The following is a 25,723-nucleotide window of genomic DNA, read 5'->3' as shown; positions in this document are numbered from 1 at the left end:
TCGGGATTCGGGATTCGCAAGAGCATCGCCCGCAAGCGGGCTCCTACGGAAACATTCTTCCATCTCACCGACAACACGCCATGTCCATTCCGTTCACCCTCAGCGCCCGCCACAAGGGCTTCAACCGCGCCGAAGTCGTCGACCAGAACTTCATCGAGTTCGTGCAGCTGTGGCAGGGCGAGGTGCGCACCGCGCCGCGCGACGATGAGGCGGTGCTACCGGGCAGTGCGCTGGATGCGCGCGGTTTTCGCGAGCTGCTGGAATCCCAATTGATCTCGCGCCACCTCGACCTGATGGCGCGCGTGCTGCGCGTGCAGAACAAGGTGTTTTATACGATCGGCTCGTCCGGCCACGAGGGCAACGCGATGGTGGCGCGGCTGACCCGTCACACCGATCCGGCCTTTCTGCACTACCGCAGCGGCGGCTTCATGGCCGAGCGCTTCCGCAAGATCCCGGGCATGGACCCGGTGATGGATTCGGCGTTGTCGTTCGCCGCCAGCAAGGACGACCCAGCCTCCGGTGGCCGCCACAAGGTGTGGGGCAGCAAGCCACTGTGGGTACTGCCGCAGACCTCGACGATCGCCTCGCACCTGCCCAAGGCGTTGGGCACCGCGGTGGCAATCGAGCAGGCACCGCGCATTGGCCACACGCTGCCGATCCCCGGCGACAGCATCGCGATCTGCTCGTTCGGCGATGCCTCCAGCAACCATGCCACCGCGCAGACCGCGTTCAACGCCGCAGCGTGGACGGCGTACCAGAAGCTGCCAGCGCCGGTGCTGTTCGTGTGCGAGGACAACGGCATCGGTATCTCGGTGAAGACGCCGACCGGCTGGATCGCGGCCAACTACCAGCATCGCGCCAACCTCGATTATTTCTTCGCCGATGGCCTGGATCTCGCCGAAGGCTACGCCCAGGTGCAGCGCGCGGTGGAGCATTGCCGCACGACGCGCCGGCCGACCTTCCTGCATCTGCGGACCACCCGCGTGATGGGCCACGCCGGCACCGATTTCGAGATCGAGTGGCGCAGCATCGAGGAACTGTTCGCCGTCGAATGCTCCGACCCGCTGCTGCGCTCGGCCGGCATCGCGCTGGAATCGGGCCTGTATTCGAAGGACGCGCTGCTGGGCCTGTACGAGGCCACCCGCAAGCGCTGCTTCGCCGCCGCCGAGGACGCGGATTCGCGGTCGCGGCTGACCTCGCTTGCCGATGTCATGAAGCCGCTGGCGCCGTACACGCCGGCCGCGGTGAAGGCCGAGGCCGAGCGTGCCGACTACGCCGACAAACGCCTGGCGGTGTTCGGCGGCGAGGCGAAACTGCCGGAAAACCTGCCACCGCGGCACCTGGCGATCCAGATCGGCCAGGCCCTGCACGACCTCTTGGCGAAGTATCCCGAGGCGCTGCTGTTCGGCGAGGACGTGGCGCAGAAGGGCGGCGTGTACACCGTCACCAAGGGTCTCAACAAGACCTTCAAGGGCAGCCGCGTGTTCAACACGCTGCTCGATGAAACCATAATCCTGGGCTTGGCCCAGGGCTACGCCAACATGGGCATGCTGCCGATTCCGGAGATCCAGTACCTGGCGTACTTCCACAACGCCTGCGACCAGATCCGCGGCGAGGCGGCCTCGCTGCAGTTCTTCTCCAACGGCCAGTACCGCAACCCGCTGGTGATGCGCGTCGCCTCGCTGGGCTACCAGAAGGGCTTCGGCGGCCACTTCCACAACGACAACTCGATCACCGCACTGCGCGACATTCCCGGCCTGGTGGTCGGCTGCCCCAGCCGTGGCGACGACGCGGCGATGATGCTGCGCACGCTGATGGCGCTGGCGAAGGTGGACGGCCGCGTCTGCGCGTTCCTCGAACCGATCGCGCTGTACATGACCAAGGATCTGTACGAAGCAGGCGACGGCCAGTGGCAGTTCGACTATCCGGCGCCGAATCAGGCGATGACGCTGGGCGAGGGCCGCATCTACCACGAGGCGGCGAACGACCTGGTGGTATTCACCTTCGGCAACGGCGTGCCGATGGCACTGCGCGCCGCGCGCACGATCGAGCAGGACCTGGGCTGGCAGGTACGCGTGGTCGACCTGCGCTGGCTGGCGCCGCTCAACGATGCCTTCATCGCGGCGCAGGCGAAAACGGCCAAACGCATCCTGGTGCTGGACGAGGGCCGCAAGAGCGCCGGCGTGGGCGAGGGCGTGATCACCGCGATCGTCGAAGGTGGCTGCGGCGCCACGCCGCTGAAGCGCGTGGTCGGCGCCGACACGTTCACTCCGCTGGCCGGCGCGGCGCTGCTGGTGCTGCCAGGCGACGCCGAGGTGGTGGCGGCGGCGCGCGAGCTGGCCGCGGGCTGATTCGCGGCTGGCTGCGGGCCGGCTCCTGGACCGCTGCTCAGCGCTCGCGCTTCTCCACTACATGCAGGTGCGGACCGCCGCGCGGCGCCAGGCTGTCGGCGTGCAGGCAGGCGCGGTTGCGGCCGCCGAGCTTGGCGTCGTACATGGCCTGGTCGGCGTGGTCCACCAGCGATTCCAGGTCGTCGCCTTCCTGGCGCATGGCGATGCCGATGCTGACGGTGAGCAGCAGCGACTCCTCGCTGACGGGTATTTCCAGGCGATGCACGCGCCGGCACAGGCGTGTGGCCACCTGCATCGCCTGTTGCGTCGGGATGCCGTCGAGCAGGGCCACGAACTCCTCGCCGCCGTAGCGGCCGAGCAGATCGGCTGGACGCAGCTCGGCGGCCAGCGCCTTGGCCACGGCGACCAGTGCGCGGTCGCCGGCGTTGTGGCCCTGGCGGTCGTTCAGCAGCTTGAAATGGTCCAGGTCGAGGAACAGCAGCGCGATCGGCCGCGGCGGCCCGTCGGACAGCAGGGTACTGGCCCGCTCGGTCCAGGCGCGGCGGTTGAACACGTTGGTGAGTGCGTCGTGGTCGGCCAGCACCCGCACGATGTCGCGGTCGTGGCGCAGGCGCAGCGCGCGGTCGGCCAGGCCGATCGACAGCACCACCGCCTCGAACGCGCCGCCGGCCAGGCTGGCGTCGTTGAGCCAGTCCAGCTGCGGCAGCGCGCCGCCGACCTGGGCGCTGGTCAACGCGGTGAGCAGCAGCAGCGGCGTCCAGCCGGCCAAGAAGAACCACGCCTGGCGCGAACCGCGTGCCGCCGCGACGATCGCCGCCACCAGCAGCAGCACCGCGCCGATCATCAGCAGCGGGTTGAGCAGCACCTGCGCCACCTCTACGAACGGCGGGATCCGGCTGCAGCGCATCAGCACCAGCTGGATCATGCCGACGGCCACGGCCGTGACCGGCACCCGCAGCAGCGGTGCGTAACGCTGCAGTTCGCAGAACCGCATCATGAACAGCGAGGCGAACGCCACCGACAGCGCCACGGCGGCCGAACCGGCCAGCAAGGCCCTGCCCGACAGCCATTGCCATTCCAGCGGATGGAACACGAAACCGGTCTGGACGCCCTGGATCAGGGCATAGCAGAGCACGTAGCCGGCGTACCACGCGTAGGTGACGTCGCGCAGCATCAGCGCGAAGCACAGCGCCATCAGTACCATCGCCAGCATCACCGCGAAGCACGCGCTGGCCAGGACCAGCCAGCGCGCGTCGCTGCGCGCATATTCGCCCCAGCTTTCCAGGTGGAAACGCACCGGTGCGCTGAGCATCGGCGAGGGTTCGAACTTCAGCAGGATCGGCGCCGATGCGGCCATGTCGGCCGGTAGCTGCCAGGCCAGCCGGCCGTGGCCATGGGTGGAATCGCTGAAGTCGTCCAGTGCCAGCGTCTGCGGCTGGCTGCCGCCGAACACGGTGACCGTGCCCAGCGTAGCCGGGTAGATCGTCAGCACCCGCGCGTCGTTGTCCCAGGGCGGCTGCGCCGCAATCACCACCCAGCTGCCGTCGGCACCCTGCGGAAACCGTTGCAGCAGGGACGGGTCGAAGCTTTTCAGCAGGCCGGCGTGGTATTCGTCCAGCAGGCTCTGCGGGGTGTCGCCGGGGCGTGCCTCGCGCCAGGCGGCGTTCAACGGCATGGCGGCCTGGGCCGTACCGAACCCCAGCCAGAACAGCAGGCCGAGCACGAAGCCGCACCACGACCGCCCTGGGCGGGCCGTTGTCGGCGTTGTGGTCGGCTTCTCCATGGGTTCCCCCCCCGCTGTGCGAGCGTCTTGCCGGCTGTTCGGTTTGCACCCCCGGCATGTCGGGGGTCGCCCCTCGTCATGCTTGCCGCCCCGCCTGCCTGCCGCCGGTGACGGAGCGGGTGGCAACCGGCGAACGCGCATCGTCTATCGTATCAAGCACGGGCCGTGCCACGGTGCCGCACGTGGCCGATTCCCCGGCCGTGGCCGCTTGCCGGCGCCCGCGGGCGGCCAGGAGGCGGCACGAGGCAGCCGAGAATTGGTTCAATGCGGACGCGGAGGGTCATCCGGTCGGCTGTCCAAACATTGTACGCAGCCCGGGGCGGCGGCCAGTGACTATCCTCAGCCCCGGCGGCGGCGGCCCGGCTCAGGCAGGCCGGCGCGCGCCCAGCGTCACCAGCACGTCCTGCGCGCTGCGGATGCGCTCGCTGGCGCCGGGCAGCTCGAGGATCACCTTCAGCTTGTCCTGGCCATCCAGCTTGTATACGCGCGGCTGGCGCTGAATCAGCTGGATGATGGTCATCGGGTCGATCTCGGGTTTTTCGCGGAACACGATGCGGCCGCCGTTGGCGCCGAAATCGAGCTTGCGGATGCCGAGCGGGGTGGCCATCAGCTTCAGGCTGGCCACGGCAAAGAGTTGCCTGGTCGGATCGGGCAGCAGGCCGAAGCGGTCGATCATCTCCACCTGCAGGTCGCGCAGCTCGTCCTCGCTGCGCGCGCTGGCGATGCGCTTGTACAGGGTCAGCCGTGCATGCACGTCGGGCAGGTAGTCGTCGGGGATCAGCGCAGGCAGGTGCAGCTCCACCTCGGTTTCGTGCTCGCTGCTCAGGTCGAAGTCTGGCACCTTGCCCGACTTCAGCGCGCGCACCGCGCGGTCCAGCAGTTCGGTATACAGGCCGAAGCCGATCTCCTGGATCTGGCCGGACTGCTCGTCGCCGAGCAGCTCGCCGGCGCCGCGGATTTCCAGGTCGTGGGTAGCCAGGGTGAAGCCGGCGCCGAGTTCCTCTAGCGAGGCCAGCGCCTCCAGCCGCTTCTGCGCGTCGGCGGTGATCGACTTGCGGTCGGGCACCACCAGGTAGGCATAGGCGCGGTGGTGCGAGCGGCCCACGCGGCCGCGCAGCTGGTGCAGCTGCGCCAGACCGAAGTGGTCGGCGCGATCGATGATGATGGTGTTGGCGGTGGGGATGTCGATGCCGGTTTCGATGATGGTGGTGCACACCAGCACGTTGAAACGCTGCCGGTGGAAATCCGCCATCACCTGTTCCAGCTCGCGCTCGGGCATCTGGCCGTGGGCGATGCGGATGCGCGCATCTGGCACCAGCTCCTCCAGCTCGCGCACGGTGCGCTCGATGCTCTGCACCTCGTTGTGCAGGAAATACACCTGGCCGCCGCGCGACAGCTCGCGTTGCAGCGCCTCGCGGATCGTCGCCGGGTCCCATGCTGAGATGAAGGTGCGCACCGCCGAGCGGTGCTCCGGCGGCGTGGCGATCAATGAAAGATCGCGCAGGCCGGCCATCGCCATGTTCAGCGTGCGCGGGATCGGCGTGGCGGTCATGGTCAGCAGGTCCACTTCGGCGCGCAGCTTCTTCAGCTGCTCCTTCTGGCGTACGCCGAAGCGCTGCTCCTCGTCCACGATCACCAGGCCCAGGTTCCTGAACTTGACGTCCGGCTGCAGCAGTTTGTGGGTACCCACGATCACGTCGATCTGGCCGTCGGCGAGGCGCTTCAGCGCCTCGTTCACTTCCTTGGCTGACTTGAAGCGCGACAGCACGTCCACCCGCACCGGCCAGTCGGCGAACCTGTCCGCAAAGTTGCGGTAGTGCTGCTGGGCGAGCAGGGTGGTCGGCACCAGCACGGCGACCTGCTTGCCGGCGGTGGCGGTGGCGAACGCGGCGCGCAGCGCCACCTCCGTCTTGCCGAAGCCGACGTCGCCGCAGATCACCCGGTCCATCGCGCGCGGCGCGGCCAGGTCGGCCAGCACGGCCTCGATCGCGCTCTCCTGGTCGGGGGTTTCCTCGAACGGGAAGGTGCTGCCGAACTCCTCCACCAGCTGGCGGTCGATCGGCAGCGATTCACCGCCGCGCGCCTGCCGCTGCGCGTAGATCGCCAGCAGCTCGGCGGCCACGTCGCGTACTTTTTCGGCGGCCTTGCGGCGCGCACGCTCCCACGCATCGCCGCCCAGCGAATGCAGTGGCGCCAGCTCCGGCGCGGTGCCGGAGTAGCGGCTGACCAGGCCCAGCTGCGCTACCGGCACGTACAGCTTGTCGCCCTTGGCGTATTCGATGGTGAGGAACTCGCCGTCCATGCCGCCCACGTCCATCGACACCAGGCCCTGGTAGCGGCCCACGCCGTGGTCGACGTGCACGATCGGCGCACCGGGGGTGAGCTCGGTGAGGTCGCGGATGATCGCCTCGGGGTCGCGCGCGGCGCCGCGGCGCCGCTTGCGCTCGCGCTCGCTGCGCACCCGCTCGCCATACAGCTCGCGCTCGGTGAGCACGGCGAGGGCGGGCTTGGTCAGCGCGAAGCCTTGCTCCAGCGGGGCGATGGTGATCGCGAATTTGACTCCCTCTGCTTCTGCCCCCTCCCCTGCTTGCAGGGGAGGGTTGTGACCGAAGGGAATCCCTTGCGGAGGGTGGGGTGCTCTTGCTTCTGCTTCCTCGCCAGCCGGAGCAACCCCCTCCCAACCTCCCTCTGCTTGCAGGGGGAGGAGAAAGGCCCGCCAGTCCTCAAGCACCTCGGGCTTCAACCCCGCCGCCGCCAGCGTCTCGATCAACGCCTCGCGCCGCCCCGCCGAGTCCGCCGCGATCAGCACCCGGCCCGGGTAGCTGGCCAGGAAATGCCGCAGCGACGTACCCGGTTCCTCGCCCTTGCGGTTGAGCGGCAGCTCCGGTGCCGGCTGGGTGCCGGTGTCGATGGCGTGTTCATGGCCGGGCTCGACCACTTCCACGCGCAATCGTCTGTTGAGCTGCTCGCGCAGCTTTTCCGGAGGCAGGTACAGCTCGGCCGGAGGCAGCACCGGACGCTCGATGTCGTGCGCGCGCTGGTCGTAGCGTTCGGCGGTCTGCACCCAGAACTGGTCGGCGGCCTCACCGGCGCCCTCGCCGAGCACGAACAGCGCGTCGTCGGCGAGGTAGTCGAACAAGGTTGCGGTTTGTTCGAAGAACAATGGCAAGTAATACTCGATGCCGCCGGGCGTCACGCCTTCCTTCATGTCCTGGTACAGCGGGCAGTGGCGCACGTCGATCGGGAAGCGCTCGCGCAGGTTGCCGCGGAACAGCTTGGCCGCTTCCCCGGTGAGCGGGAATTCGCGTGCGGGCAGCAGCTCGACCTTGTCCACCGGCTGCTGCGAGCGCTGCGTTTCGGGGTCGAAGCTGCGGATCGACTCCACCTCGTCGTCGAACAGCTCGATGCGGTACGGCTCGGCCGTGCCCATCGGAAAGATGTCCAGCAATGCGCCGCGCACGGCGAAGTCGCCGGGCTCGGCCACCTGTGGCACGTGGCGGTAGCCGGAGGCTTCCAGCCGGCGCTGCTCGGTGGCGAGGTCGAGCTTCTGGCCTTTCGCCAGCACCAGCCCGGAGCCGGTGATGTGCGAACGCGGGGCAATACGCTGCATCAAGGTGGCCACCGGCACCACCAGCACGCCGCGCTTCACGCCCGGCAAGCGGTACAAGGTGGCGATGCGCTGCGAGACGATCTCCGGGTGCGGGCTGAACGCGTCGTAGGGCAGCGTTTCCCAGTCGGGGAAATGCAGCACCGGCAGACCGCCGGCGAAGATCTTCAGCTCCGCTTCCAGCGCCTGCGCGCGCTGGGTGTCGCGTGCCACCACCACCAGCAGGCCCTCGTGCGAGCGCGCCGCCTCGGCCAGCAGCAACGCCCGGGCGGAGCCGTGCGGCGGCGTCCAGTAGCGGCGCTGCTTCGGGGTGGTGGGAAGGGGCGGGTGCTTGATCGGGCTGGACATAGCCGACAAGTGTAACGCGGCGGTCCGTCCGGACCTGCTGGGTGGGGCTGGCCGTGGTCTACAGCTTCAGCGTGATCTGCGCGGTGCCCGGTTCGTCCGGGATCATCCGCTGGCTGAAGCCCAGCTCCTTGCACAGTTCCAGCATCGGCCGGTTCTCCAGCAGCACGTAGCCCCACAGCTCGGCGAGGCCGCGGCGGCGGCAGTCGTCGACCAGGTGCTGCATCAGCAGCGCACCGAGGCCGCGGCGGCTCCAGTCCTGTTCCACCAGCACCGAGAACTCGGCGCTGTCGGTGGCCTCGTCCATGTAGATACGGCCCACGCCGCGCATCTCGGCCGGCTTGATGGATTCGTCCATCAGCACATAGGCGGTCTCCAGCATGGGATCGATGCGGCACAGCCGCTGCGCCATCGGCGTGGGCAGCTCGGACATCGCGTGCAGGAAGCGGCGGCGGATGTCCTCCGGTGACAGCCGGGTGAAGCAGCGCTGCATCGCCGCCACGTCGCCCGGCTCGATCGCGCGCAGCACCAGTTCGCGGCCGTCCTGGGTACGCACCTGCTCGCCGCGCGTCGACGGCACCACCTTGGGGCGCGCAAAGCGCTCGCTGCTGCGTGGCGGCAGCGAGGCATAGCGGGACGGGGCAGAAAAGTCGATGGCGGGATTCATGGCAATTCCATACTTTTGCGTATTGTGTGCAACGCAACATGAATTTGCAATGGCGAGCCCCGCGGTAAGCTGACGCATCTGCGGCGAACTGTCGCTGCTATTGGCTTGCCCATGTTGCAGTACGGGGTGGTATGGGCGTGGCAGACAGGGAGCGCATCACTCCGCACAATGCAGGGCTGGATTTCCCCGGAGCACGGCATGACTCGCAAACCGGCAAACGGTCTCACAGCGGCCCAACTGGAAGCGCTGTGCGGCCACTGGCCCGGCGTCACCCGTGATACCAAATGGGGCGTCGACATGGTGTTCAGCGTCGGCGGCAAGATGTTCGCGGTGATGCCGTCGGACGGCAGTGAAGGCGGGCGGCTGTCGTGCAAGGTGGCCGACGACCGTTTCCTCGAACTCACCGACCAGCCCGGCATCGTCCCCGCGCCGTACCTGGCGCGCGCGCACTGGATCTCGATCACCGAACCGCAGCGTTTCGCCACGGCGGAGCTGGAGGCGTTCATCCTCGACGCCTATACGCTGGTGCGCGCGAAACTGACGAAAAAACTGCGGGCGGCGCTGGGGCCGTTGCCAACCGTCAAGGTGAAGCAGAAATGAAACAGCATCTCGGCGCGCTCGCGCTGCTGGTCGCCGACTACGACGAGGCGATCGCCTGGTACACCCGTGCGTTGGGTTTCGAGCTGGTGGAGGATACCGACCTGGGCGGCGGCAAGCGCTGGGTGCTGCTGGCGCCGCCGGGTTCCCGCGAAACGCGTTTGCTGCTGGCGAAGGCGAACGGCGACGAGCAGACCTCGCGCATCGGCAACCAGACCGGCGGTCGCGTGTTCCTGCTGCTGCACACCGACGACTTCCAGCGCGACTGGCAACGCATGCGCGCCGAAGGCGTGCACTTCTGCGAGGAACCGCGGCAAGAGGCCTACGGCACGGTGGCGGTGTTCGAGGATCTGTACGGCAACGGCTGGGATCTGCTGGAACCGAAACGCTGAGCGCTTGCAAAAGATCGCGCGCCAATGCGTAGGGCGGGCACTGCCCGCCGCTCTGGCCATCAAGGGCCGGCGGGCAGTGCCCGCCCTACGAGGCTGCTCTTGCGAATCCCGAATCCCGAATCCCGGCCTTCAAGAGCATCGCCCGCCAGCGGGCTGCTACCAGATCAGGTCGTCCGGCACTTCGAACTGCTTGTAGTACTCGTCGTCCGGGTCGTTGCCGCCGGCGGTATCTGCGCGGCCGTGGTCCAGCACGACCATCGCCGCGTCGCGTTCGTACACCTTGTCGGCGGCCTCGCGCGGCAGCAGTTCGTAGCCTTCGCCGTGGCGCACGATCACCAGCGTGCCGCCGGCCAGCTGCGCGCGCAGCGCCGCGTTCACCAGCACGTCCCTGATCCGGTCGCCGTCGGTGAAGCGATAAGCGATTTCCCCCTCGCGCTTCACCTTGTGCGCCTCGACGATCTGCCGAATCTGCGCACGCGCTTCGTTCGCGCGCGTCTGCGCATTGCGTTCCGCGGCGATGGCGCGGTCGCGCTCGGCCTTCTCCGCCTGCAGCCGCCGCGCTTGCAGTTCTTCGGCACTCGGCGCCACCGGCGCCTTGCCCTGGTGCTTCTTTGCCTGCTCGCGCGCGGCCTGCGCCACCTGGTTCTTCTTGACCAGGCCGGCTTTGAGCAGTTGTTCCTGGAGTGGATTGCGCATCGGACTTGCCGGGGGACGTCTTGTGGGGATGCAGGAGAGCGGTGCGTTGCGGCGGCTCAGTCCGCGTTGTCCGGCTCGAAGAAGCTCCAGCGCACATCGCCGAATTGCGCTTTCATCGCCGCCTCGACAGTGTTGATCGCATCGATCAAGTTGGCCGTGGGCTGCATGCGGGCTTTCACCGCCACCATCACGTCCGGGCCCATCTGCAGGGTGATCAGGTTCAGCACCTCGGCAACTTCGGGGCGGCTTTTGAGGAAGCTCATCAGCTCGTCGCGGCGGCGCGGCTCGACGCCCTGGCCGATCAGCAGCGCCTTCACCTCGATCGCCACCAGCACCGCCACCACGATCAGCAGCACGCCGATCGCGATGGTGCCGCCGGCGTCGAACATCAGGTTGCCGGTGAGCATGGTGGCGCCGACGGCGAGCGAGGCCAGGCACAGGCCGACCAGGGCGGCCAGGTCCTCGCCGAAGATCACCAGCAGTTCGCTGGAGCGAGTTTCGCGGAACCATGTCCACAGGTCCTGGTCGCCGCGCGCCTTGTTCACTTCCTGCAGGCAACCGCGCATCGAGATGCCCTCGACCACGATGCCGAACACCAGCACGCCCAGCGCCAGCCACGGCCACTTCAGCGGCTCGGGGTTGGTGAGTTTGTGGATGCCCTCGTAGATCGAAAACATGCCGCCCACGCTGAACAGCAGGATCGCCACCAGGAACGACCAGAAGTACAGCGCACGCCCCCAGCCCAGCGGGAATTCGTCGGACGGAGGCCGCTTCGCCTGGCGGATGCCGAGCAGCAGCAGGCCCTGGTTGCCGCAGTCGGCCAGCGAGTGCACCGCTTCGGCCATCATCGCGCCCGAGCTGGTGACGAAGGCGGCGAACAGCTTGGCCACGAAGATGGCGAAGTTGGCGCCCAGCGCGAGGAAGATGGCCTTGATGGGATTGGCATGACTGGACGACATGCGGCTTCAGTCCCTGGAATGAGGCCGTCCAGTGTACCGGCGGCACAGGACGTTGTGCGGGGCGATCAGTGGATGCCCACCCCCACACCCACGCCGAAGCGGACGTTGTTGCGGCCCTTGTTCATCTCGTCGGTGGTCCACACGTGCGATTGCGCCACGCCGACCAGCGGGAACACATAGTCGGCCTCGCCGACCTTGCCGGCGCGGCTGCCGTTGAGCTTGCCGTTGACGGTCATCAGCGCGCCAGAGGGGTAGTCCAGCGGTTCCACGTAGCCGGACATCACCGCGATGAAGCGGCCGTTGCCGCTGTCGTTCGCCTTCGGGCGCTGCGAGGCATCCAGCGGGTAGGCCAGCAGCTCGATCTCGCTGTGATCGGCGAACACCTTGACCTGCACGATGCGCCCGCCCCAGATCACCTCGCGGTTGCTGAAGTTCTCCGGCGATTGCGCGACCTGGAACGGCGCGGCGGTGACCGCGGCGCCGCTGGCCTTGTAGATCGGTGGCGGGGCGCAGGCGGCCAGCAGCATCAGCAGAGCGGCCGGCGCGGCGAGGCGGATCGGCTGGGAGGCGAGGCGGATGCGCATGGTCGTGCTCCTGGGGGGAAGCCTGGATGCGCCGAGCTTAGCGGCGCCCCGGGGTTCGCGGTAGTCGCGACGCCGGCAATGGGCTGGGCGTGTTCAGCTGGCTGCCGGCTTCGTCCAGCAGCCAGTCCAGTTTCCATTCGGCCGGGCGCTCCTGCGAGAGCAGGCTGGCCAGCATGCGCAGCGGTTCGCGCAGGGTGTCGTCCAGTTTCCACGGCGCGTTGAGGATGACCATGCCCGAGCCGTTGAGGCGCAGCGGCGAATCGTCCGGATGCACCAACAACTCGGCGCGCAGGATGCGCTTCACCCCGCTGTGCTGCAGCTTGCGCAGGAACGGCTGCACCTGGCTGCGCAGCTTGATCGGGTACCACACCGCGTAGACGCCGGTGGGCCAGCGCGGCAGGGCGGTCTTCAGCGCCTGCTCGATCAGCTTGTACTCGGCCTCCTGCGCCTCGTAGGGCGGGTCGATCAGCACCAGGCCGCGCTTCTCCTTCGGCGGCAGCAGCGCCTTCAGCGCCTCATAGCCGTCGCGCTGGTGCACGTGCACCTGTGGGTTGCCGCGGAACAGTTCGCGCAATTTCGCCGCTTCCTCGGCATGCAGCTCGCACAGCTGCGCGCTGTCGCCCGGGCGCAGCGCCCGGGCGACCTGCAGCGGCGAGCCGGGGTAGTACTTCAGGCCGTGCTCGTTGCCTTCGCCGCCGAGGATACCGTCGCGCCAGCGCCGCAGCAGCGGCGGCAGCTTCTCGGCCGGGTGCAGGCGAGCGATGCCGTCGTGATACTCGCCGGTCTTCTTGGCCTCGTGGCCTTCCAGCGCATAGCTGCCGCTGCCGGCATGGGTGTCGACATAGCAGAACGGCGTGGATTTGGCCTGCAACGCCTCGACCAGCGCCAGCAGCACGACGTGCTTGAGGACATCGGCGAAATTGCCGGCGTGATAGGCGTGGCGGTAGTTCATGGCGGTCACGGCGGCGGGGTGGACCAGTATAGAGGGGCTGGGGCCATGCTCCCCGGGGCGCGACGTAACCTTTCCTGCACATTGGCCGGTGCAGGCTGCGCCTGTTGCAGCGTTGCAACCGGCCGGACGTGCGGCTCCGGCTGTCCATCTGCGCGGAGAATCATCATGACGTTTTCGCCAAGAATCATCGTTCCGATGGCCGCTGTCGGCCTTTGCCTGGCATTTGGCACGGTCAGCGCCCAGGACACTGGGGGCATGGCGCCGGCATCGCCGTCGAGCAGCATGGGGCACATGGACCAGATGGGCGGCATGCATCAAGGCATGCATCAAAAGATGATGCACCACAACAAGAACGGCAGCATGCACATGATGCCGGCCACAGTGAGCTCGGTCGACACCAAGACCGGCCTGGTCGAGGCGGACTCGGAAGGCATGTCGCTGCGCCTGCACTTCCCGCCCGCTTCGGTGGCGAACCTGAAGGCTGGCGACAAGATCACGCTGCACATGGGCTACACCAAGTAGCGTTGGGCGACCCTCCGCGGTGGGCGTGCCGGCGAGGTCCGGTGGACCCTCGTCCAGGGTTGAGGCCCGCCGGCACGAACCCTATGCTGTGCCGATGAACCGCCCACTGCGCCATGCCGCATGCTTGCCGTCGCTCCGGGCGATGGCCTGGTTGGCGTGGCTGATCCTCGCGCTGGTGCCGCTGCACGGCATGCCGCGCGGGATGGTCGGCGACGCGAGTGGTGCGACGCCTGCGGCGGCCATCGCGCACGCGGCCGATCACGGTCGGCAGGTCATGCCGGCTCCGACGGACTGTTGCGGCGATCTGCACCACGACCAGCACGGGTCGACGGGACCGGCCCAGTGCGCGGCGGTATGCGACAGCGTGCTGCCGTCGCCGGTCATGGCCGGGCTCGTGCCGGTGGCGCCGGAGTCGCCGCATGTTTCTTCCTCCGTCCTGGCGGCGCCCAGTGTTGTCCACGCAGTGCCATTGCGGCCCCCGGTCGGCTGATTCCACCCGCTGCGATAGCGCTTTCGCGCCCGCCCTGCAGCGGGCGTGAAAGCGGCCCTTGATCGGCATCGGCCGCCGATGCCCCCTCGAAGGAAGTGAACGTGAATCCATTTTCCCCATTGCCCGCGACCGACCTGTCGCGGCGGCGTTTCGTGCAGGGCCTGGCCCTGGGCAGCGCGGTGGCCGGCTTTGGCCTGCTGCGTCCTCCGAACGCCTGGGCGCTGACCAGCCCGGGACAGCCCACCGTGCTCAGTGGTACCGACTTTGCGCTGGACGTCGTCGAGACCGCCGTCAACTTCACCGGCGCGGCGCGGCCCGCGATCACGGTCAATGGCAGCGTGCCCGGTCCCTTGTTGCGCTGGAGGCAGGGCACCACGGTAAACCTGCGCGTGACCAACCGCTTGCGTGTGCCGACTTCGATCCACTGGCACGGCATCATCCTGCCGTTCCAGATGGATGGTGTGCCCGGCATCAGTTTCGGCGGCATCGCGCCGGGCGAAAGCTTTCTGTACCGGTTCCAGGTGCGCCAGAGCGGCACCTACTGGTATCACTCGCACTCGGGTTTCCAGGAGCAGAACGCGTTGTACGGCCCGCTGGTGATCGAGCCGGACGGCCCCGAGCGCTACCCGACCGACCGCGATTACGTGGTGATGCTCAACGACTGGACCGACGAGGATCCCGAGCGCATCTATGCCAAGCTGAAAAAGCAGAGCGACTACTACAACTTCGCCCAGCCGACGGTGCCGGATTTCCTCCGCGACGTGCGCGCGAAGGGTCTGAGTCAGGCGCTGGCCATGCGCAAGATGTGGAACCAGATGCGCATGAACCCGACCGACCTGAGCGACGTCTCCGGCTATACCTATACCTACCTGATGAACGGCGCCGCGCCCGCGGGCAACTGGACCGGCATCTTCAAGCCCGGCGAGAAGATCCGGCTGCGCTTCATCAACGGCTCGTCGTCCACCATCTTCGACGTGCGCATTCCCGGCCTGAAGATGACGGTGATCGCCGCCGATGGCCAGGACGTACAGCCGGTGCCGGTCGACGAGTTCCGCTTCTCGCCGGCCGAAATCTACGACGTCATCGTCGAGCCGCAGGAGGAGCGGGCGTACACGCTGTTCGCTCAGTCGATCGACCGCAGCGGCTACGCGCGCGGCACGCTGGCGCCGCGCGCCGGGATGGAGGCGGAGGTGCCATCGGTGGACAAGCGCGTGTGGCTGGACATGCGCGACATGATGGGCGCGATGTCGCACGCGGACCACGGCGGCCAAGCCGCGATGCCCGGCATGGATCACGGCGGCATGGACCACGGCAGCATGTCCGGCATGGCGGCTGCACCCGTCGTGCGCCACGCCCGCGCCGAATACGGCCCCGGCGTGGACATGCACGTCGACATGCCGCGCAGCAACCTCGACGATCCGGGCACCGGCCTGCGCGACAACGGCCGCCGCGTGCTGACCTATGCCGACCTGCACACCATCGGCGGCCCGATCGACGCACGCGAGCCCAGCCGCGAGATCGAACTGCACCTGACCGGCAACATGGAGCGTTTCATGTGGTCGTTCGACGGCATCAAGTATTCCGACGCCAGGCCGGTGCACTTCAATACCGGCGAACGCCTGCGCATCGTGCTGGTCAACGACACCATGATGAACCACCCGATCCACCTGCACGGCATGTGGAGCGAGCTGGAAAATCCCGGCGGGCAGTTTCAGGTGCGCAAGCACACCGTCAACGTGCAGCCGGCGCAACGCGTCAGCTACGCGGTGACGGCCGACGCGCCGGGGCGCTGGGCCTACCACTGCCACCTGCTGTATCACATGGAAGCGGGCATGTTCCGCGAGGTGGTGGTGGCATGAGTACGAACCGCCGGATCATTGCATTTTCCGGGCGCCGCCCGTTGCTGCTGGCCGCGCTGCTGCTGGCCATGCCGCTGGCGGCGACGGCGCAGAGCGCGCCGGCCTCGTCGGGCAGCACCGCACCGATGGACATGGGCGCAATGCCGGGCATGGACCACGCCGGCATGCACGGCATGACGATGCCGGCCAGCACCGGCAGCAGTGCGCCACCGGCGGCGAAGACGCCGGTCAAAAAGGCGAAGAAGCCGCACGCCCCGGCCACGCCGGCCGCTGCGCCCGCCGGCGCGCACCCCATGCACGACATGGACCATGGCGCGATGCCGTCGATGGACCACGGCTCGATGCATGGGATGAACCATGGAGCGTCGTCCACCACGCCCGCGGCCTCCAGTCATGTCATGGCGGGCACGGAGCAGCAGGCGATGCCGGAGATGGATCACGGCGCGATGCCCGGCATGGACCATGGCGCGGCACACGGCACGGGAGCGGTGCCGGCCATGGCGATGGGGCCGATGCAGGGCGGCCGCGCACCTGCGGATGCACGCAGCGGCGATTATTCCGACGGCATCGCCGCCAGCCCTGCGCATGGACTGCACCTGCACGGCAGCGCGTTGGCCGGCATGTTGCTGGTCGATCAACTGGAAGCGTTCCACGGCCGCGACGGCAACGGCCAGACGTGGGAAGCCGAAGGCTGGTACGGCAACGACAGCGACAAGCTGTGGCTGCGCAGCGAAGGCGAACGCAGCCGCGGCAAACTCGAAGATGGCAGCGTGGAGGCTTTCTGGAACCGCAACGTCGCCACCTTCTGGAGTACGCAACTGGGCGTGCGCCACGACTTCGGCGAAGGCCCGACGCGCGACTGGGCCGCGTTCGGCGTGCAGGGCCTGGCCCCGTACTGGTTCGAGATCCAGGCCACCGCCTATGTCGGGCCTTCCGGACGCACCGCGGCACGCCTGCGTGCCGACTACGAGCTGCTGTTCACCCAGCGGCTGATCCTGCAGCCGGAACTGGAGGTCAACCTGTACGGCAAATCCGACCCGGCGCGCGGCATCGGCAGCGGCGTCTCGGATGCGAAGCTGGGGCTGCGCCTGCGCTATGAGATACGGCGTGAATTCGCGCCGTACATCGGCGTAGTCTGGGCGCGCCATTTCGGTGCCACGGCCGATTTCGCCCACGCCAATCATCAAGCAGTCTTCGACCGGCAATGGGTTGCCGGCCTGCGCATCTGGTTCTGAGGAGAGCCCATGAAACGACTCATCATCACCTTTGTGATTCTCTGCGCCGTCGTCATCGCTGGCGTCGGCGCCTTCGTCTGGTCCGGCGTCTACGACATCGGTGCCGACGCCCACCACACGAAACCCGTCTACGCGCTGATGCAGGCGCTGCGCGAGCGCTCGATCGATCATCACGCGAAGGACGTCGTCGTGCCGAACCTCGGCGACCCGCAGCTGATCCTCAAGGGCGCCGGCCAGTACGCGGCGATGTGCACCGGCTGCCACCTGGCACCGGGCATGGCCGAGAACGAGATGCGCCCGGGCCTGTACCCGTTGCCGCCCGAGTTGGCAAAATTCCGGCCCGACCCGCGCGAGGCGTTCTGGGTGATCAAGCACGGCGTCAAGATGAGTGCGATGCCGGCGTGGGGTGCCAGCCACGATGACGCCACGATCTGGAGCATGGTCGCGTTCCTGCAGAAGCTGCCCGACATGACGCCGGCGCAATACAAGGACATCGTGGCCAAGGCCCCGCAGGACCACGACATGGACGAGGCGGGCGGCCACAGCCACAGCCATGGTGGGGCCGCCGACGAGGATGCGCATGGTGCGGCGGCGATGGAGGGCATGGCTGCGACCGGCCAAGCGGGACACAGCCATGACGCTGCTGATGGCGATGCCCACGAACACTCCGCCGCGCCAGCAGTCGAGGCGCCGCTGTCGATGGAAGGCATGAAGCCGGGCGCAGCGCCGACGGCCGAAGCGGTGGCGCGGACATTCCAGACTGCGTTGCAGCATGGCGACCGCGAGGCCGTGCTCGCGCTGCTGGCGCCCGACGTCGGCGTCAGCGAAGGCGGCCACACGCAGACACGCGACGAGTACGTCGCCGGCCATCTGGGCGAGGACATCGCGTTCCTGAAGGCCGCGAAGCTGACGCCGGTCTCGCTGGGCTCGATGCCGATGGGCGACACCGCGATGGTCGGCAGCGAAAGCGAGATCGGGGCCACGATGAAGGGCAAGCCGGTTACACTGCGCAGCCGCGAGATGCTCAAGCTCAGGAAGGACGGCGATAGCTGGAAGATCGTGTCCGTCCAGTGGCAAACCACCCCGACAACCGGAGAATGATGATGAAACGATGGTTTTCCCGCATGGGTATCAGCCTGCTGTTTGCCATGCTGTTCGCGCCGGCGGCGTTGGCCGCGAATGCGTTCGACGTCTACCGCGACCCATCTTGCGGCTGCTGTGGCGCGTGGGTCGACCACATGCGCGCGCAGGGGTACACCGTGACCGTGCACCAGGACCAGCCGATGGCGGCGGTGAAGGCGCGTTTCGGCGTGCCGTCCGGTGCGGTGTCTTGTCACACCGCGGTGATCGACGGCTACGTGATCGAGGGGCACGTGCCGGTGGAGGACATCCGCCGCCTGCTCGCCGAACGGCCGGACGCGCGCGGTCTGGCCGCGCCCGGCATGCCGGTGGGTTCGCCTGGCATGGAGATGGGCGCGCCCAAACGCTACGACGTGGTGCTGATCGGCCGCGACGGCTCGACCCGGGTCTACGCGACGCACGGCCCGGCCGCGTGAGCGAAGCCGGTGTCCCGATCGCGTTCCGCTGACTTGATCCGCGTCAATGACGCGCCCGCTGCCGACGCTATAGTGCCCGTGAGATGAAACCCGCCTTCCGCCTCCGTCCGCTCACCCGCCGCCGCCTTGCGTGGCTGGTGGTCGTGCTGCTGCTGTGGCAGCAGGTGGCGGTGGCGGCGTATGCCTGCGTCTCCGCGCCGGCGCCGGTCGCCACGACCGCGGCGGCTATGGTGGTGATGGATGACGGTTGCACGGACATGACGGCGCCGGTCGATCCGCTGTGCCGGCAGCACTGCCAGCCCAACCACGCCACCCAGGTCGATGCGCGCAGCGCCTCGGTGCCGGCCAGCACGCTAGCCGCGTTGCCGCCGGAGTTGCCGTCCGTGGCTGCGGTAGCGTTGCCGTCGCATCGCGCCTTGGTGCGGCAGGAGCAGCTGCGTGCACCGGCCCCCATTCCCCGATTGTTGTTCTGCTCGCTCCTGATTTGATCTGACACGTCGCTGTATCCACTGACGTGGCATCGCCGTGCCTGTTCTGGCACGGTGCAGATTCCAGATCGAGGGAGTGTCCTTCCATGTTATCCATGTATTTCGCCCGACGCCTGCTGGCGCCGGGTTTGGCCACGCTCCTGTGGGGAGCAGTGGCCACGGCGGCAGCCGCCGCCGAACCGCCGCTGACGTTTGCAACGGCTGTCCAGCGCGGGCTGGCGCATGCCCCGCAAGTTGAGGCACGTGCCGCTGATGTCGCAGCCATGCACGAGGAGGCAGCGCGTGCCGGACGCTTGCCGGACCCGGCGCTGAGCTTCGGAGTCGCCAATTATCCGGTGACCGCGCCGGGCGCCTTCAGCTTGCGCTCGGACGGCGCGACCATGCGCACGGTAGGCGTGATGCAAGCTATTCCGTCGCGCGCGGCTCGCGTTGCCGAGCGCGGATTGGCCAACGCACAAATCGACGCGGCAGCAGCGAACCGCGTGGCCACCACGCAGACCGTGCAGGAGCGTGTCGCCGACGCGTGGATCGACGTATGGGCAACGGAACTTGCGCGCTCGCTGTTGGTTGAATTGCGCGGTGAGAGCACGCTGGCGGTAGAGACCACGCAGGCGCGATTGCATGGCGGCGAAGGCGGGGCGTCCGATGCACTGGCCGCGCGTGCGGCGGCTTCCCTGCTCGACAATCGCCTGGAGGCCACTGACGCGGACCTCGCGGCGGCGCAGGCCAGTCTGCAGCGCTGGGTAGGCCCCATCACTGGCCCACTTGCCGAGGCGCCGGACTTCGGTCGGTTGCCGGTGAGTGAGCAAAGCCTGCAGCGATCCATCGACGAGCAGGCGCCGATGCAGGCGTGGGAGGCGCGCGAACGGGTGGCGCAAGCCGCGCTTGACCAGGCGCGTGCAGCCAAGCACCCGGACTGGAGCGTCAGTGCCGAATATGGCAAGCGTGCGCCACGGATGTCGGACATGGTCACGGTGCAGTTCAGCGTCAGCCTGCCGCTGTTTACCCGCAACCGACAGGATCGCGGCATCAGCGCGAGGCAAGCGCAGCGCGATGCCGTCCAGGCTGACCATGAAGATGCTCGGCGCGCCCAGCAGGAAGCTGTCGCGCGCGCCGCGGCAACCTGGGAGGGCTGGAATCGCCAGATCGCGCGCTATCAGCAAACACTGCTGCCGCTGGCGCGTGACCGCGCGCAAACAGCGCTGGCCGGTTATCGCGGTGGTGGCGTGCTGCAACCTTGGTTGGACGCCCGTCGCGACGAGATCGAACTGCGCCTGAGCTATGCCGCCGCGCTCGCTTCACGCGCACGGTTGTGGGCATCGCTGGCCTATCTATTGCCTTCGGAGGTGACGCCATGAAGCGTCCATTGATCATTTTTTCCGCCGTTTTTTTCGCGGCGCTATTGCTCCTGGCAGGCTACCTCGGCGGCCGCCGCCAACATGTCGGCACAGCAGCCCCCGCGGGCACACCGGTTTCCTCGTCGGCCTCTGCCAAAGAGATCCTGTACTGGTACGACCCAATGGAGCCGGCGCAGCACTTCCCGAAGCCCGGCAAATCACCCATGGGCATGGAAATGGTGCCCAAGTACGCGGATGACGGCGAGCAGGCTGGTGGCGTACGCATCGACCCAGGTACGGTACAGAATCTGGGCATCAGGACTACGCCGGTCGAACGCCGTGTCTTGTCTACTGCGGTATGGGTGCCAGGCACCGTCACGTGGAATCCGCGCGAAGCCACCACGGTCAGCGCCCGCGTCGACGCGGTGATCAACAAGCTGTGGGTGCGTGCGCCGTATACGCAGGTGACGGCAGGCGAGCCGCTGGCCGAACTGCTGGCGCCGCAGTGGGGCAGCGCGCTGGCCGAGTACGACGCGCTGCAGGGCGCGCAATCGGCTGACGCAAAGGCCTTGCGCGTCGCCGCCCGCGAGCGCCTGCGGGTGCTCGGCCTGACCGCCGCGGAGATCCGCACGGCACGCCGTGGCGCGGGCGCGGCGATCACGCTGGATGCGCCGCAAACAGGCATGGTCACCGCGCTGGAGGTACAAGAAGGCCAGCGGGTCGGTGCCGGGCAGACGCTGATGACGTTGAACAGCCTGGCGACGGTCTGGGTCGAGGCGGCGTTGCCGCAGGCGGTCGCCGGCACGGTGCATAGTGGTACGCCGGTCACGGTGAGCGCCGATGCACTGCCCGGACAGGTGTTTCAGGGCAGCGTGGAGACGCTGCTGCCGGACCTCGACAACGCCACGCGCACCCAGCGCGCGCGCATCGTGCTGGCCAACCCGCGCGCTCAGCTGAGTCCGGGCATGTTCGTCACCGTGCAGTTGAACCCGGTCGCCGGCGAGGCGGTGGCGGTGGTGCCGAGCGACGCGCTGATCGCGACCGGCGTGCAGACGCGGGTGATCGTGGCGGAGGCGGACGGCCGTTTCCGCCCCCTCGCCGTGCGCACCGGCCGTTCGGCTGACGGTTACACGGAAATCCTGGACGGCCTGCAGGGCGGCGAGAAGGTTGTTGTCTCCGGCCAGTTCCTGATCGACTCGGAGGCCAGCCTGTCTGGTGCGCTGGAGCGTCTGGGTGAGGGCGGGACGGTTCCTGCAGCGGCCACCAGCGCCTCCCAGCCGGCCACCTCCCATACCTCGCATGCGGGGCACGCAATGCCGATGGGAGGCCACCCATGATCGCCGCCCTCATCCGCGCCGCCGTCGCCAACCGCGTGTTCGTGCTGCTGGCCGCGTTGGCGCTGGCGGCGGCCGGCGTGTTCTCGCTGACGCGCACGCCGCTGGATGCCTTGCCGGACCTGTCCGACACCCAGGTGATCATCCGCACCAGTTGGGCCGGGCAATCGCCGCAGGTGGTGGAGGACCAGATCACCTATCCGCTGGCCACCACCATGCTGTCGGTGCCCGGCGCCAAGACGGTGCGCGCGTATTCGTTCTTTGGCGACTCCTACGTCTATGTGCTGTTCGACGACAGCACCGACCTGTACTGGGCCCGCTCGCGCGTGCTGGAGTACCTGAGCCAGGTGCGCGATCAATTGCCGATCGGGGTCAACCCGTCGCTGGGCCCCGACGCCACGGGCCTGGGCTGGGTCTACGAATATGCGCTGGTCGACCGCACAGGCAAGCATGACCTCGGCGAACTGCGCGCGCTGCAGGACTGGTTCCTGCGCTATCAGCTGAAGACCGTGCCGGATATCGCCGAAGTGGCCAGCCTCGGTGGCATGGAACGCGCCTGGCAGATCGTGCCGGACCCGCGAGCGCTGACCGCGCGCGGCATCACCGTGGCGCAGCTGACTGACGCGGTGCGCGCGGCCAACGGCGCCGGCGGCGGCTCGGTGGTCGAGCAGGGCGAGGCGGAGCTGATGGTGCGCAGCGAAGGCTACCTGCGCAGCCGCGAAGACTTCGAGAACGTGCCGATCAGCACCAACACGAACGGTGTGCCGGTGCTGCTGCGCGAGGTCGCCACGGTGCGGCGCGGGCCGAGCTTCCGGCGCGGCATCGTCGAGCTGGATGGCCAGGGCGAAGTGGTCGGCGGCGTCGCCGTGCTGCGCTCGGGCAAGAACGCGAAGGCCGCGATCGAGGCGGTCAAGGCGAAGCTCACCGAACTCAAGCGCAGCCTGCCAGCCGGCGTCGAGATCGTGCCGACCTACGACCGCGCGCAGCTGATCGACGCGGCGGTGGAAAACCTGTGGGGCAAGCTGCTGGAAGAGTTCCTGGTGGTCGCGCTGGTATGCGTGCTGTTCCTCGGCCACCTGCGTTCGGCGCTGGTGGCGGTGGTCAGCCTGCCGCTGGGCGTGCTCGCCGCATTCATCGCGCTGCACCTGCAGGGCGTGTCGGCGAACCTGATGTCGCTCGGCGGCATCGCCATCGCGATCGGCGCGATGGTCGATGCGGCGGTGGTGATGATCGAGAACACGCACAAGCACCTGGAGCACTGGCGCGACGCGCACGACGGCGGGGAACCGCAGGGCGCGGTGCGCTGGTCGGTGGTGGTCGAGGCGGCGGCGGAGGTGGGGCCGGCGCTGTTCATCAGCCTGCTGATCATCGCGCTGTCGTTCATCCCGGTGTTCGCGCTGCAGGGGCAGGAGGGCAAGCTGTTCAAGCCGCTGGCGTTCACCAAGACCTACGCGATGGCGGCGGCGGCCGGGCTGGCGGTGACGCTGGTGCCGGTGCTGATGGGCTACCTGATCCGCGGGCGCATCCGACCGGAACACGCCAACCCGCTCAACCGCGGATTGATTGCGCTGTACCGGCCGATCCTGGAGGCGGTGCTGCACCATCCGAAGACGACCCTGGCGCTGGCCGGGCTGCTGCTGCTCACTGCGTTGCTGCCGCTCAGCCGGCTCGGCAGCGAGTTCATGCCGGCGATGGACGAAGGCACACTGCTGTACATGCCCACCGCGCTACCCGGATTGTCCGCGGGCAAGGCCTCGCAACTGCTGCAGCTCACCGACCGCATGATCAAGACCGTGCCCGAGGTCGATCACGTGTTCGGCAAGGCTGGTCGTGCCAACACGGCGACCGACCCGGCGCCGCTGGAGATGTTCGAGACCACCATCACCTTCAAGCCCAAGGACCAATGGCGACCGGGCATGACGATGGCGAAGATCAAGGCGGAGCTGAACAAGGCGGTACAGGTACCGGGCCTGACCAACCTGTTCGTGCCGCCGCTGCGCAACCGCATCGACATGCTGGCCACCGGCATCAAGAGCCCGATCGGCATCAAGGTACTCGGCCCCGATCCATCGACATTGCAGGAGGTGACCGATCGCATCGAGACGGTGGCTCGGCAGGTGCCTGGCGTAGGTTCGGCCATTGCCGAGCGGGCGGCCAGCGGTCGCTATGTCGACGTGCGCATCCGGCGCGTCGATGCCGCGCGCTACGGCCTGACCCAGCAGCAGGTGCAACAGCTGGTGGCGACGGTGGTCGGCGGCGATTCGATCGGGCAAACCGTCGAAGGCCGCGAGCGCTATCCCATCGTGCTGCGCTACCCGCGGGCCGAGCGCGATTCACTCGCTGCATTGAAGGTATTGCCGATCGTCGCCGCCAACGGCGCGCAGCTGACGCTGGCGCAAGTGGCCGACATCAAGGTGGTCGCCGGCCCGCCCCAGCTCAAGAGCGAGAACGGCCAGTTGGCGAGCTACCTCTACGTCGACACCGCCGGCCGCGACCTGGGCACGGTGGTGGCGGACCTGCAACGTGCGGTGGCGCGCGATGTCAAGTTGCCGCCAGGCATCACGGTGGCGTGGTCGGGCCAGTTCGAATACCTGGAGCAGGCGATGCAACGGCTGACCCTGGTGGTGCCGGTCGTGCTGCTGATCGTCTTCGTGCTGATCTACGCGGTGTTCCGTCGGATGAGCGAGGCGGCGCTGATCATGGCCAGCGTGCCGCTGGCGCTGGTCGGCGGCCTGTGGCTGATCTGGCTGCTCGGGCATGCGGTGTCGATCGCGACGATGATCGGCTTCATCGCGCTGGCCGGCGTCGCCGCCGAGTTCGGCGTGGTGATGATGCTGTACCTGCGCCACGCGTGGGACCGCCAGCTGGCGGCCGATCCGCACTCGGGGCCGGTTGAGCTGGATGAGGCGATCCGCGAGGGCGCGGTGCAGCGCGTGCGGCCGAAGGCGATGACGGTGGCGGTGATTCTTGCCGGCCTGTTTCCGATCCTGCTCGGCCACGGCGCCGGTTCGGAGGTGATGCAGCGTATCGCGGCGCCGATGATCGGCGGCATGCTCACCGCGCCGCTGCTGTCGATGCTGGTCATTCCCGCGGCGTTCCGGGTGCTGGTCCTGCGCCGCTTGCGCAGGAACGTCTAGAACGCATGTCTCCAACCCAACCGAAGGAAATCCACGCAATGAAAAAAGCTCTTTTCGCCCTGGCGCTCACCGGCGCACTGGTCGCTGTACCGGCCTTTGCGCTGCAGATGGATCCGAACATGCCCGCCATGCAGCACCAGGCCAAGCCGGCGGAAGCCCAAGGCGTCGGCATCGTGAAAGCCATTGATACCAACAAGGGCACCGTCACCCTTCAGCATCTGGCTATCGCCTCGATCGGCTGGCCGGCTATGACCATGGCTTTCAAGGCTGGCTCACCGGATGTGCTCAAGGCCGCCAAGGTGGGCGACGAAGTGCAGTTCACCGTGCACCCGGCCGGCATGGCGAGCACCGTGACTTCCATTCAGCCCCTGCAGAAGTAGTTGCTGAAGCATTCATCGTGAGCGGACGGATGGTCCGCTCACGCACGTCGTAAAACACGGCTCGCATAGCGCGCCTGCGGGAGCGGGGCGAGATCCCGCGGGTTCCGGTCTACCTCACAGCCCGATGGCCATCGATGCGACCCACATTGGCCACCGCCATCACGACGAACACCACGTATCGGACGAAGACTGCCGCCGCATGTTCGAACTGGCGACCTTCGTCAACAGCGTCGAGGAGTCCACGGCGCTCAATCGCCAGCGCGGGCCGATGATCATCATCTCGGCCAGCGGCATGACGACCGGCGGGAGCGTGCTGCATCACATCGAAGCGTTCGGCCCCGATGATCGCAATGCCATCGTGCTCGCGGGCTACCAGGCCGGTGGCACGCGGGGCGCGGCCCTGGCGGGGGTACGTCGACGCTGCGGACGTTCGGTCGCGAAGTTCCCATCCA

At 68.1% G+C, this 25,723-nt stretch carries 21 protein-coding genes and 1 pseudogene; 15 read left to right on the top strand and 7 right to left on the bottom strand.

Going from position 1 to position 25,723, the window contains the following annotated elements:
* Window positions 1-80: 80 nt before the first annotated feature.
* Entirely contained in the window at window positions 81-2,351 is a 2,271-nt protein-coding gene (locus AC3WTD_RS12575; RefSeq protein ID WP_492613976.1) for a thiamine pyrophosphate-dependent enzyme, read from the top strand.
* A gap of 37 nt (window positions 2,352-2,388) precedes the next feature.
* Here the strand turns inward: AC3WTD_RS12575 and AC3WTD_RS12570 are convergent, their stop codons facing one another.
* The 3 genes from AC3WTD_RS12570 to AC3WTD_RS12560 form a co-directional block, all read right to left on the bottom strand.
* Window positions 2,389-4,134, bottom strand: coding sequence for a sensor domain-containing diguanylate cyclase (locus AC3WTD_RS12570; RefSeq protein ID WP_027492369.1), 1,746 nt, complete (start codon window positions 4,132-4,134; stop codon window positions 2,389-2,391).
* Between the two features lie 364 nt (window positions 4,135-4,498).
* Window positions 4,499-8,089, bottom strand: a complete 3,591-nt coding sequence (gene mfd / locus AC3WTD_RS12565; protein ID WP_492613975.1) for a transcription-repair coupling factor — start codon at window positions 8,087-8,089, stop codon at window positions 4,499-4,501.
* Window positions 8,090-8,147: 58 nt separating this feature from the next.
* Window positions 8,148-8,753, bottom strand: coding sequence for a GNAT family N-acetyltransferase (locus tag AC3WTD_RS12560; RefSeq protein ID WP_027492371.1), 606 nt, complete (start codon window positions 8,751-8,753; stop codon window positions 8,148-8,150).
* Between the two features lie 198 nt (window positions 8,754-8,951).
* Between AC3WTD_RS12560 and AC3WTD_RS12555 the strand changes: the two genes are divergently transcribed.
* Both AC3WTD_RS12555 and AC3WTD_RS12550 read left to right on the top strand, forming a co-directional pair.
* A complete protein-coding gene (locus AC3WTD_RS12555) occupies window positions 8,952-9,353 on the top strand; it encodes an MmcQ/YjbR family DNA-binding protein (RefSeq protein ID WP_027492372.1) in 402 nt (133 codons plus the stop codon).
* Window positions 9,350-9,742 carry a VOC family protein gene (locus tag AC3WTD_RS12550; protein WP_027492373.1) on the top strand — a complete coding sequence of 131 codons (393 nt, stop codon included), beginning with the start codon at window positions 9,350-9,352 and terminating at the stop codon, window positions 9,740-9,742. Before AC3WTD_RS12555 ends, AC3WTD_RS12550 begins: the two co-directional genes overlap by 4 nt.
* A 156-nt stretch (window positions 9,743-9,898) precedes the next feature.
* On the opposite strand, the gene AC3WTD_RS12545 is transcribed toward AC3WTD_RS12550, so the two are convergent.
* From AC3WTD_RS12545 to AC3WTD_RS12530, 4 genes are all read right to left on the bottom strand, one after another.
* The gene (locus tag AC3WTD_RS12545) at window positions 9,899-10,438 is read right to left on the bottom strand and encodes a DUF2058 domain-containing protein (protein ID WP_027492374.1); all 540 of its coding nucleotides are present in this window, start codon (window positions 10,436-10,438) and stop codon (window positions 9,899-9,901) included.
* Between the two features lie 56 nt (window positions 10,439-10,494).
* Window positions 10,495-11,397, bottom strand: a complete 903-nt coding sequence (locus AC3WTD_RS12540; RefSeq protein ID WP_027492375.1) for a cation diffusion facilitator family transporter — start codon at window positions 11,395-11,397, stop codon at window positions 10,495-10,497.
* 65 nt (window positions 11,398-11,462) lie between these two features.
* Entirely contained in the window at window positions 11,463-11,981 is a 519-nt protein-coding gene (locus AC3WTD_RS12535; protein WP_027492376.1) for a Slp family lipoprotein, read from the bottom strand.
* Between the two features lie 37 nt (window positions 11,982-12,018).
* Window positions 12,019-12,933, bottom strand: coding sequence for a 23S rRNA (adenine(2030)-N(6))-methyltransferase RlmJ (locus tag AC3WTD_RS12530; RefSeq protein WP_027492377.1), 915 nt, complete (start codon window positions 12,931-12,933; stop codon window positions 12,019-12,021).
* Window positions 12,934-13,188: 255 nt separating this feature from the next.
* On the opposite strand from AC3WTD_RS12530, the gene AC3WTD_RS12525 reads away from it, so the two are divergent.
* The 12 genes and pseudogenes from AC3WTD_RS12525 to AC3WTD_RS12470 form a co-directional block, all read left to right on the top strand.
* Window positions 13,189-13,455: a hypothetical protein gene (locus tag AC3WTD_RS12525; protein WP_235642613.1), complete on the top strand. Its 267-nt coding sequence runs from the start codon at window positions 13,189-13,191 to the stop codon at window positions 13,453-13,455.
* Between the two features lie 94 nt (window positions 13,456-13,549).
* The gene (locus tag AC3WTD_RS12520) at window positions 13,550-13,945 is read left to right on the top strand and encodes a hypothetical protein (RefSeq protein WP_235642614.1); all 396 of its coding nucleotides are present in this window, start codon (window positions 13,550-13,552) and stop codon (window positions 13,943-13,945) included.
* A 101-nt stretch (window positions 13,946-14,046) separates the two neighbouring features.
* The gene (locus AC3WTD_RS12515) at window positions 14,047-15,804 is read left to right on the top strand and encodes a copper resistance system multicopper oxidase (RefSeq protein WP_027492380.1); all 1,758 of its coding nucleotides are present in this window, start codon (window positions 14,047-14,049) and stop codon (window positions 15,802-15,804) included.
* Complete coding sequence (locus tag AC3WTD_RS12510; protein WP_235642615.1) at window positions 15,801-17,039, top strand: copper resistance protein B; 1,239 nt, start codon at window positions 15,801-15,803, stop codon at window positions 17,037-17,039. Before AC3WTD_RS12515 ends, AC3WTD_RS12510 begins: the two co-directional genes overlap by 4 nt.
* 9 nt (window positions 17,040-17,048) lie before the next feature.
* On the top strand, window positions 17,049-18,140 hold the full coding sequence (locus AC3WTD_RS12505; protein WP_027492382.1) for a c-type cytochrome: 1,092 nt from the start codon (window positions 17,049-17,051) through the stop codon (window positions 18,138-18,140).
* A 2-nt stretch (window positions 18,141-18,142) separates the two neighbouring features.
* Window positions 18,143-18,595 carry a DUF411 domain-containing protein gene (locus AC3WTD_RS12500; RefSeq protein WP_027492383.1) on the top strand — a complete coding sequence of 151 codons (453 nt, stop codon included), beginning with the start codon at window positions 18,143-18,145 and terminating at the stop codon, window positions 18,593-18,595.
* An 83-nt stretch (window positions 18,596-18,678) separates the two neighbouring features.
* On the top strand, window positions 18,679-19,083 hold the full coding sequence (locus tag AC3WTD_RS12495; protein ID WP_027492384.1) for a hypothetical protein: 405 nt from the start codon (window positions 18,679-18,681) through the stop codon (window positions 19,081-19,083).
* Window positions 19,084-19,169: 86 nt separating this feature from the next.
* Entirely contained in the window at window positions 19,170-20,441 is a 1,272-nt protein-coding gene (locus tag AC3WTD_RS12490; RefSeq protein ID WP_492613974.1) for a TolC family protein, read from the top strand.
* Complete coding sequence (locus tag AC3WTD_RS12485) at window positions 20,438-21,757, top strand: efflux RND transporter periplasmic adaptor subunit (RefSeq protein ID WP_027492386.1); 1,320 nt, start codon at window positions 20,438-20,440, stop codon at window positions 21,755-21,757. The genes AC3WTD_RS12490 and AC3WTD_RS12485 overlap by 4 nt, the downstream gene beginning before the upstream one ends.
* Window positions 21,754-24,891, top strand: a complete 3,138-nt coding sequence (locus tag AC3WTD_RS12480) for an efflux RND transporter permease subunit (protein ID WP_492613973.1) — start codon at window positions 21,754-21,756, stop codon at window positions 24,889-24,891. The genes AC3WTD_RS12485 and AC3WTD_RS12480 overlap by 4 nt, the downstream gene beginning before the upstream one ends.
* A gap of 38 nt (window positions 24,892-24,929) precedes the next feature.
* The gene (locus tag AC3WTD_RS12475) at window positions 24,930-25,271 is read left to right on the top strand and encodes a copper-binding protein (protein ID WP_492613972.1); all 342 of its coding nucleotides are present in this window, start codon (window positions 24,930-24,932) and stop codon (window positions 25,269-25,271) included.
* 124 nt (window positions 25,272-25,395) lie between these two features.
* A pseudogene (locus AC3WTD_RS12470) lies at window positions 25,396-25,614 on the top strand (MBL fold metallo-hydrolase); the annotation flags it as partial.
* Between the last annotated feature and the right edge of the window lie 109 nt (window positions 25,615-25,723).

It is taken from the genome of Rhodanobacter sp. FW106-PBR-R2A-1-15, assembly GCF_058789735.1.
The sequence above is the reverse complement of the archived record's forward strand: the minus strand, read 5'-3'. Positions and strand labels throughout refer to the sequence as shown.

What these genes read in the sequence shown, in the direction of transcription:
- AC3WTD_RS12575 (WP_492613976.1), top strand. Translation starts at nt 81, where the DNA reads ATGTCCATTCCGTTCACCCTCAGCGCCCGCCACAAGGGCTTCAACCGC.
- AC3WTD_RS12570 (WP_027492369.1), bottom strand. Translation starts at nt 4,134, where the DNA reads ATGGAGAAGCCGACCACAACGCCGACAACGGCCCGCCCAGGGCGGTCG.
- mfd (WP_492613975.1), bottom strand. Translation starts at nt 8,089, where the DNA reads ATGTCCAGCCCGATCAAGCACCCGCCCCTTCCCACCACCCCGAAGCAG.
- AC3WTD_RS12560 (WP_027492371.1), bottom strand. Translation starts at nt 8,753, where the DNA reads ATGAATCCCGCCATCGACTTTTCTGCCCCGTCCCGCTATGCCTCGCTG.
- AC3WTD_RS12555 (WP_027492372.1), top strand. Translation starts at nt 8,952, where the DNA reads ATGACTCGCAAACCGGCAAACGGTCTCACAGCGGCCCAACTGGAAGCG.
- AC3WTD_RS12550 (WP_027492373.1), top strand. Translation starts at nt 9,350, where the DNA reads ATGAAACAGCATCTCGGCGCGCTCGCGCTGCTGGTCGCCGACTACGAC.
- AC3WTD_RS12545 (WP_027492374.1), bottom strand. Translation starts at nt 10,438, where the DNA reads ATGCGCAATCCACTCCAGGAACAACTGCTCAAAGCCGGCCTGGTCAAG.
- AC3WTD_RS12540 (WP_027492375.1), bottom strand. Translation starts at nt 11,397, where the DNA reads ATGTCGTCCAGTCATGCCAATCCCATCAAGGCCATCTTCCTCGCGCTG.
- AC3WTD_RS12535 (WP_027492376.1), bottom strand. Translation starts at nt 11,981, where the DNA reads ATGCGCATCCGCCTCGCCTCCCAGCCGATCCGCCTCGCCGCGCCGGCC.
- AC3WTD_RS12530 (WP_027492377.1), bottom strand. Translation starts at nt 12,933, where the DNA reads ATGAACTACCGCCACGCCTATCACGCCGGCAATTTCGCCGATGTCCTC.
- AC3WTD_RS12525 (WP_235642613.1), top strand. Translation starts at nt 13,189, where the DNA reads ATGGCGCCGGCATCGCCGTCGAGCAGCATGGGGCACATGGACCAGATG.
- AC3WTD_RS12520 (WP_235642614.1), top strand. Translation starts at nt 13,550, where the DNA reads ATGAACCGCCCACTGCGCCATGCCGCATGCTTGCCGTCGCTCCGGGCG.
- AC3WTD_RS12510 (WP_235642615.1), top strand. Translation starts at nt 15,801, where the DNA reads ATGAGTACGAACCGCCGGATCATTGCATTTTCCGGGCGCCGCCCGTTG.
- AC3WTD_RS12505 (WP_027492382.1), top strand. Translation starts at nt 17,049, where the DNA reads ATGAAACGACTCATCATCACCTTTGTGATTCTCTGCGCCGTCGTCATC.
- AC3WTD_RS12500 (WP_027492383.1), top strand. Translation starts at nt 18,143, where the DNA reads ATGAAACGATGGTTTTCCCGCATGGGTATCAGCCTGCTGTTTGCCATG.
- AC3WTD_RS12495 (WP_027492384.1), top strand. Translation starts at nt 18,679, where the DNA reads ATGAAACCCGCCTTCCGCCTCCGTCCGCTCACCCGCCGCCGCCTTGCG.
- AC3WTD_RS12490 (WP_492613974.1), top strand. Translation starts at nt 19,170, where the DNA reads ATGTTATCCATGTATTTCGCCCGACGCCTGCTGGCGCCGGGTTTGGCC.
- AC3WTD_RS12485 (WP_027492386.1), top strand. Translation starts at nt 20,438, where the DNA reads ATGAAGCGTCCATTGATCATTTTTTCCGCCGTTTTTTTCGCGGCGCTA.
- AC3WTD_RS12480 (WP_492613973.1), top strand. Translation starts at nt 21,754, where the DNA reads ATGATCGCCGCCCTCATCCGCGCCGCCGTCGCCAACCGCGTGTTCGTG.
- AC3WTD_RS12475 (WP_492613972.1), top strand. Translation starts at nt 24,930, where the DNA reads ATGAAAAAAGCTCTTTTCGCCCTGGCGCTCACCGGCGCACTGGTCGCT.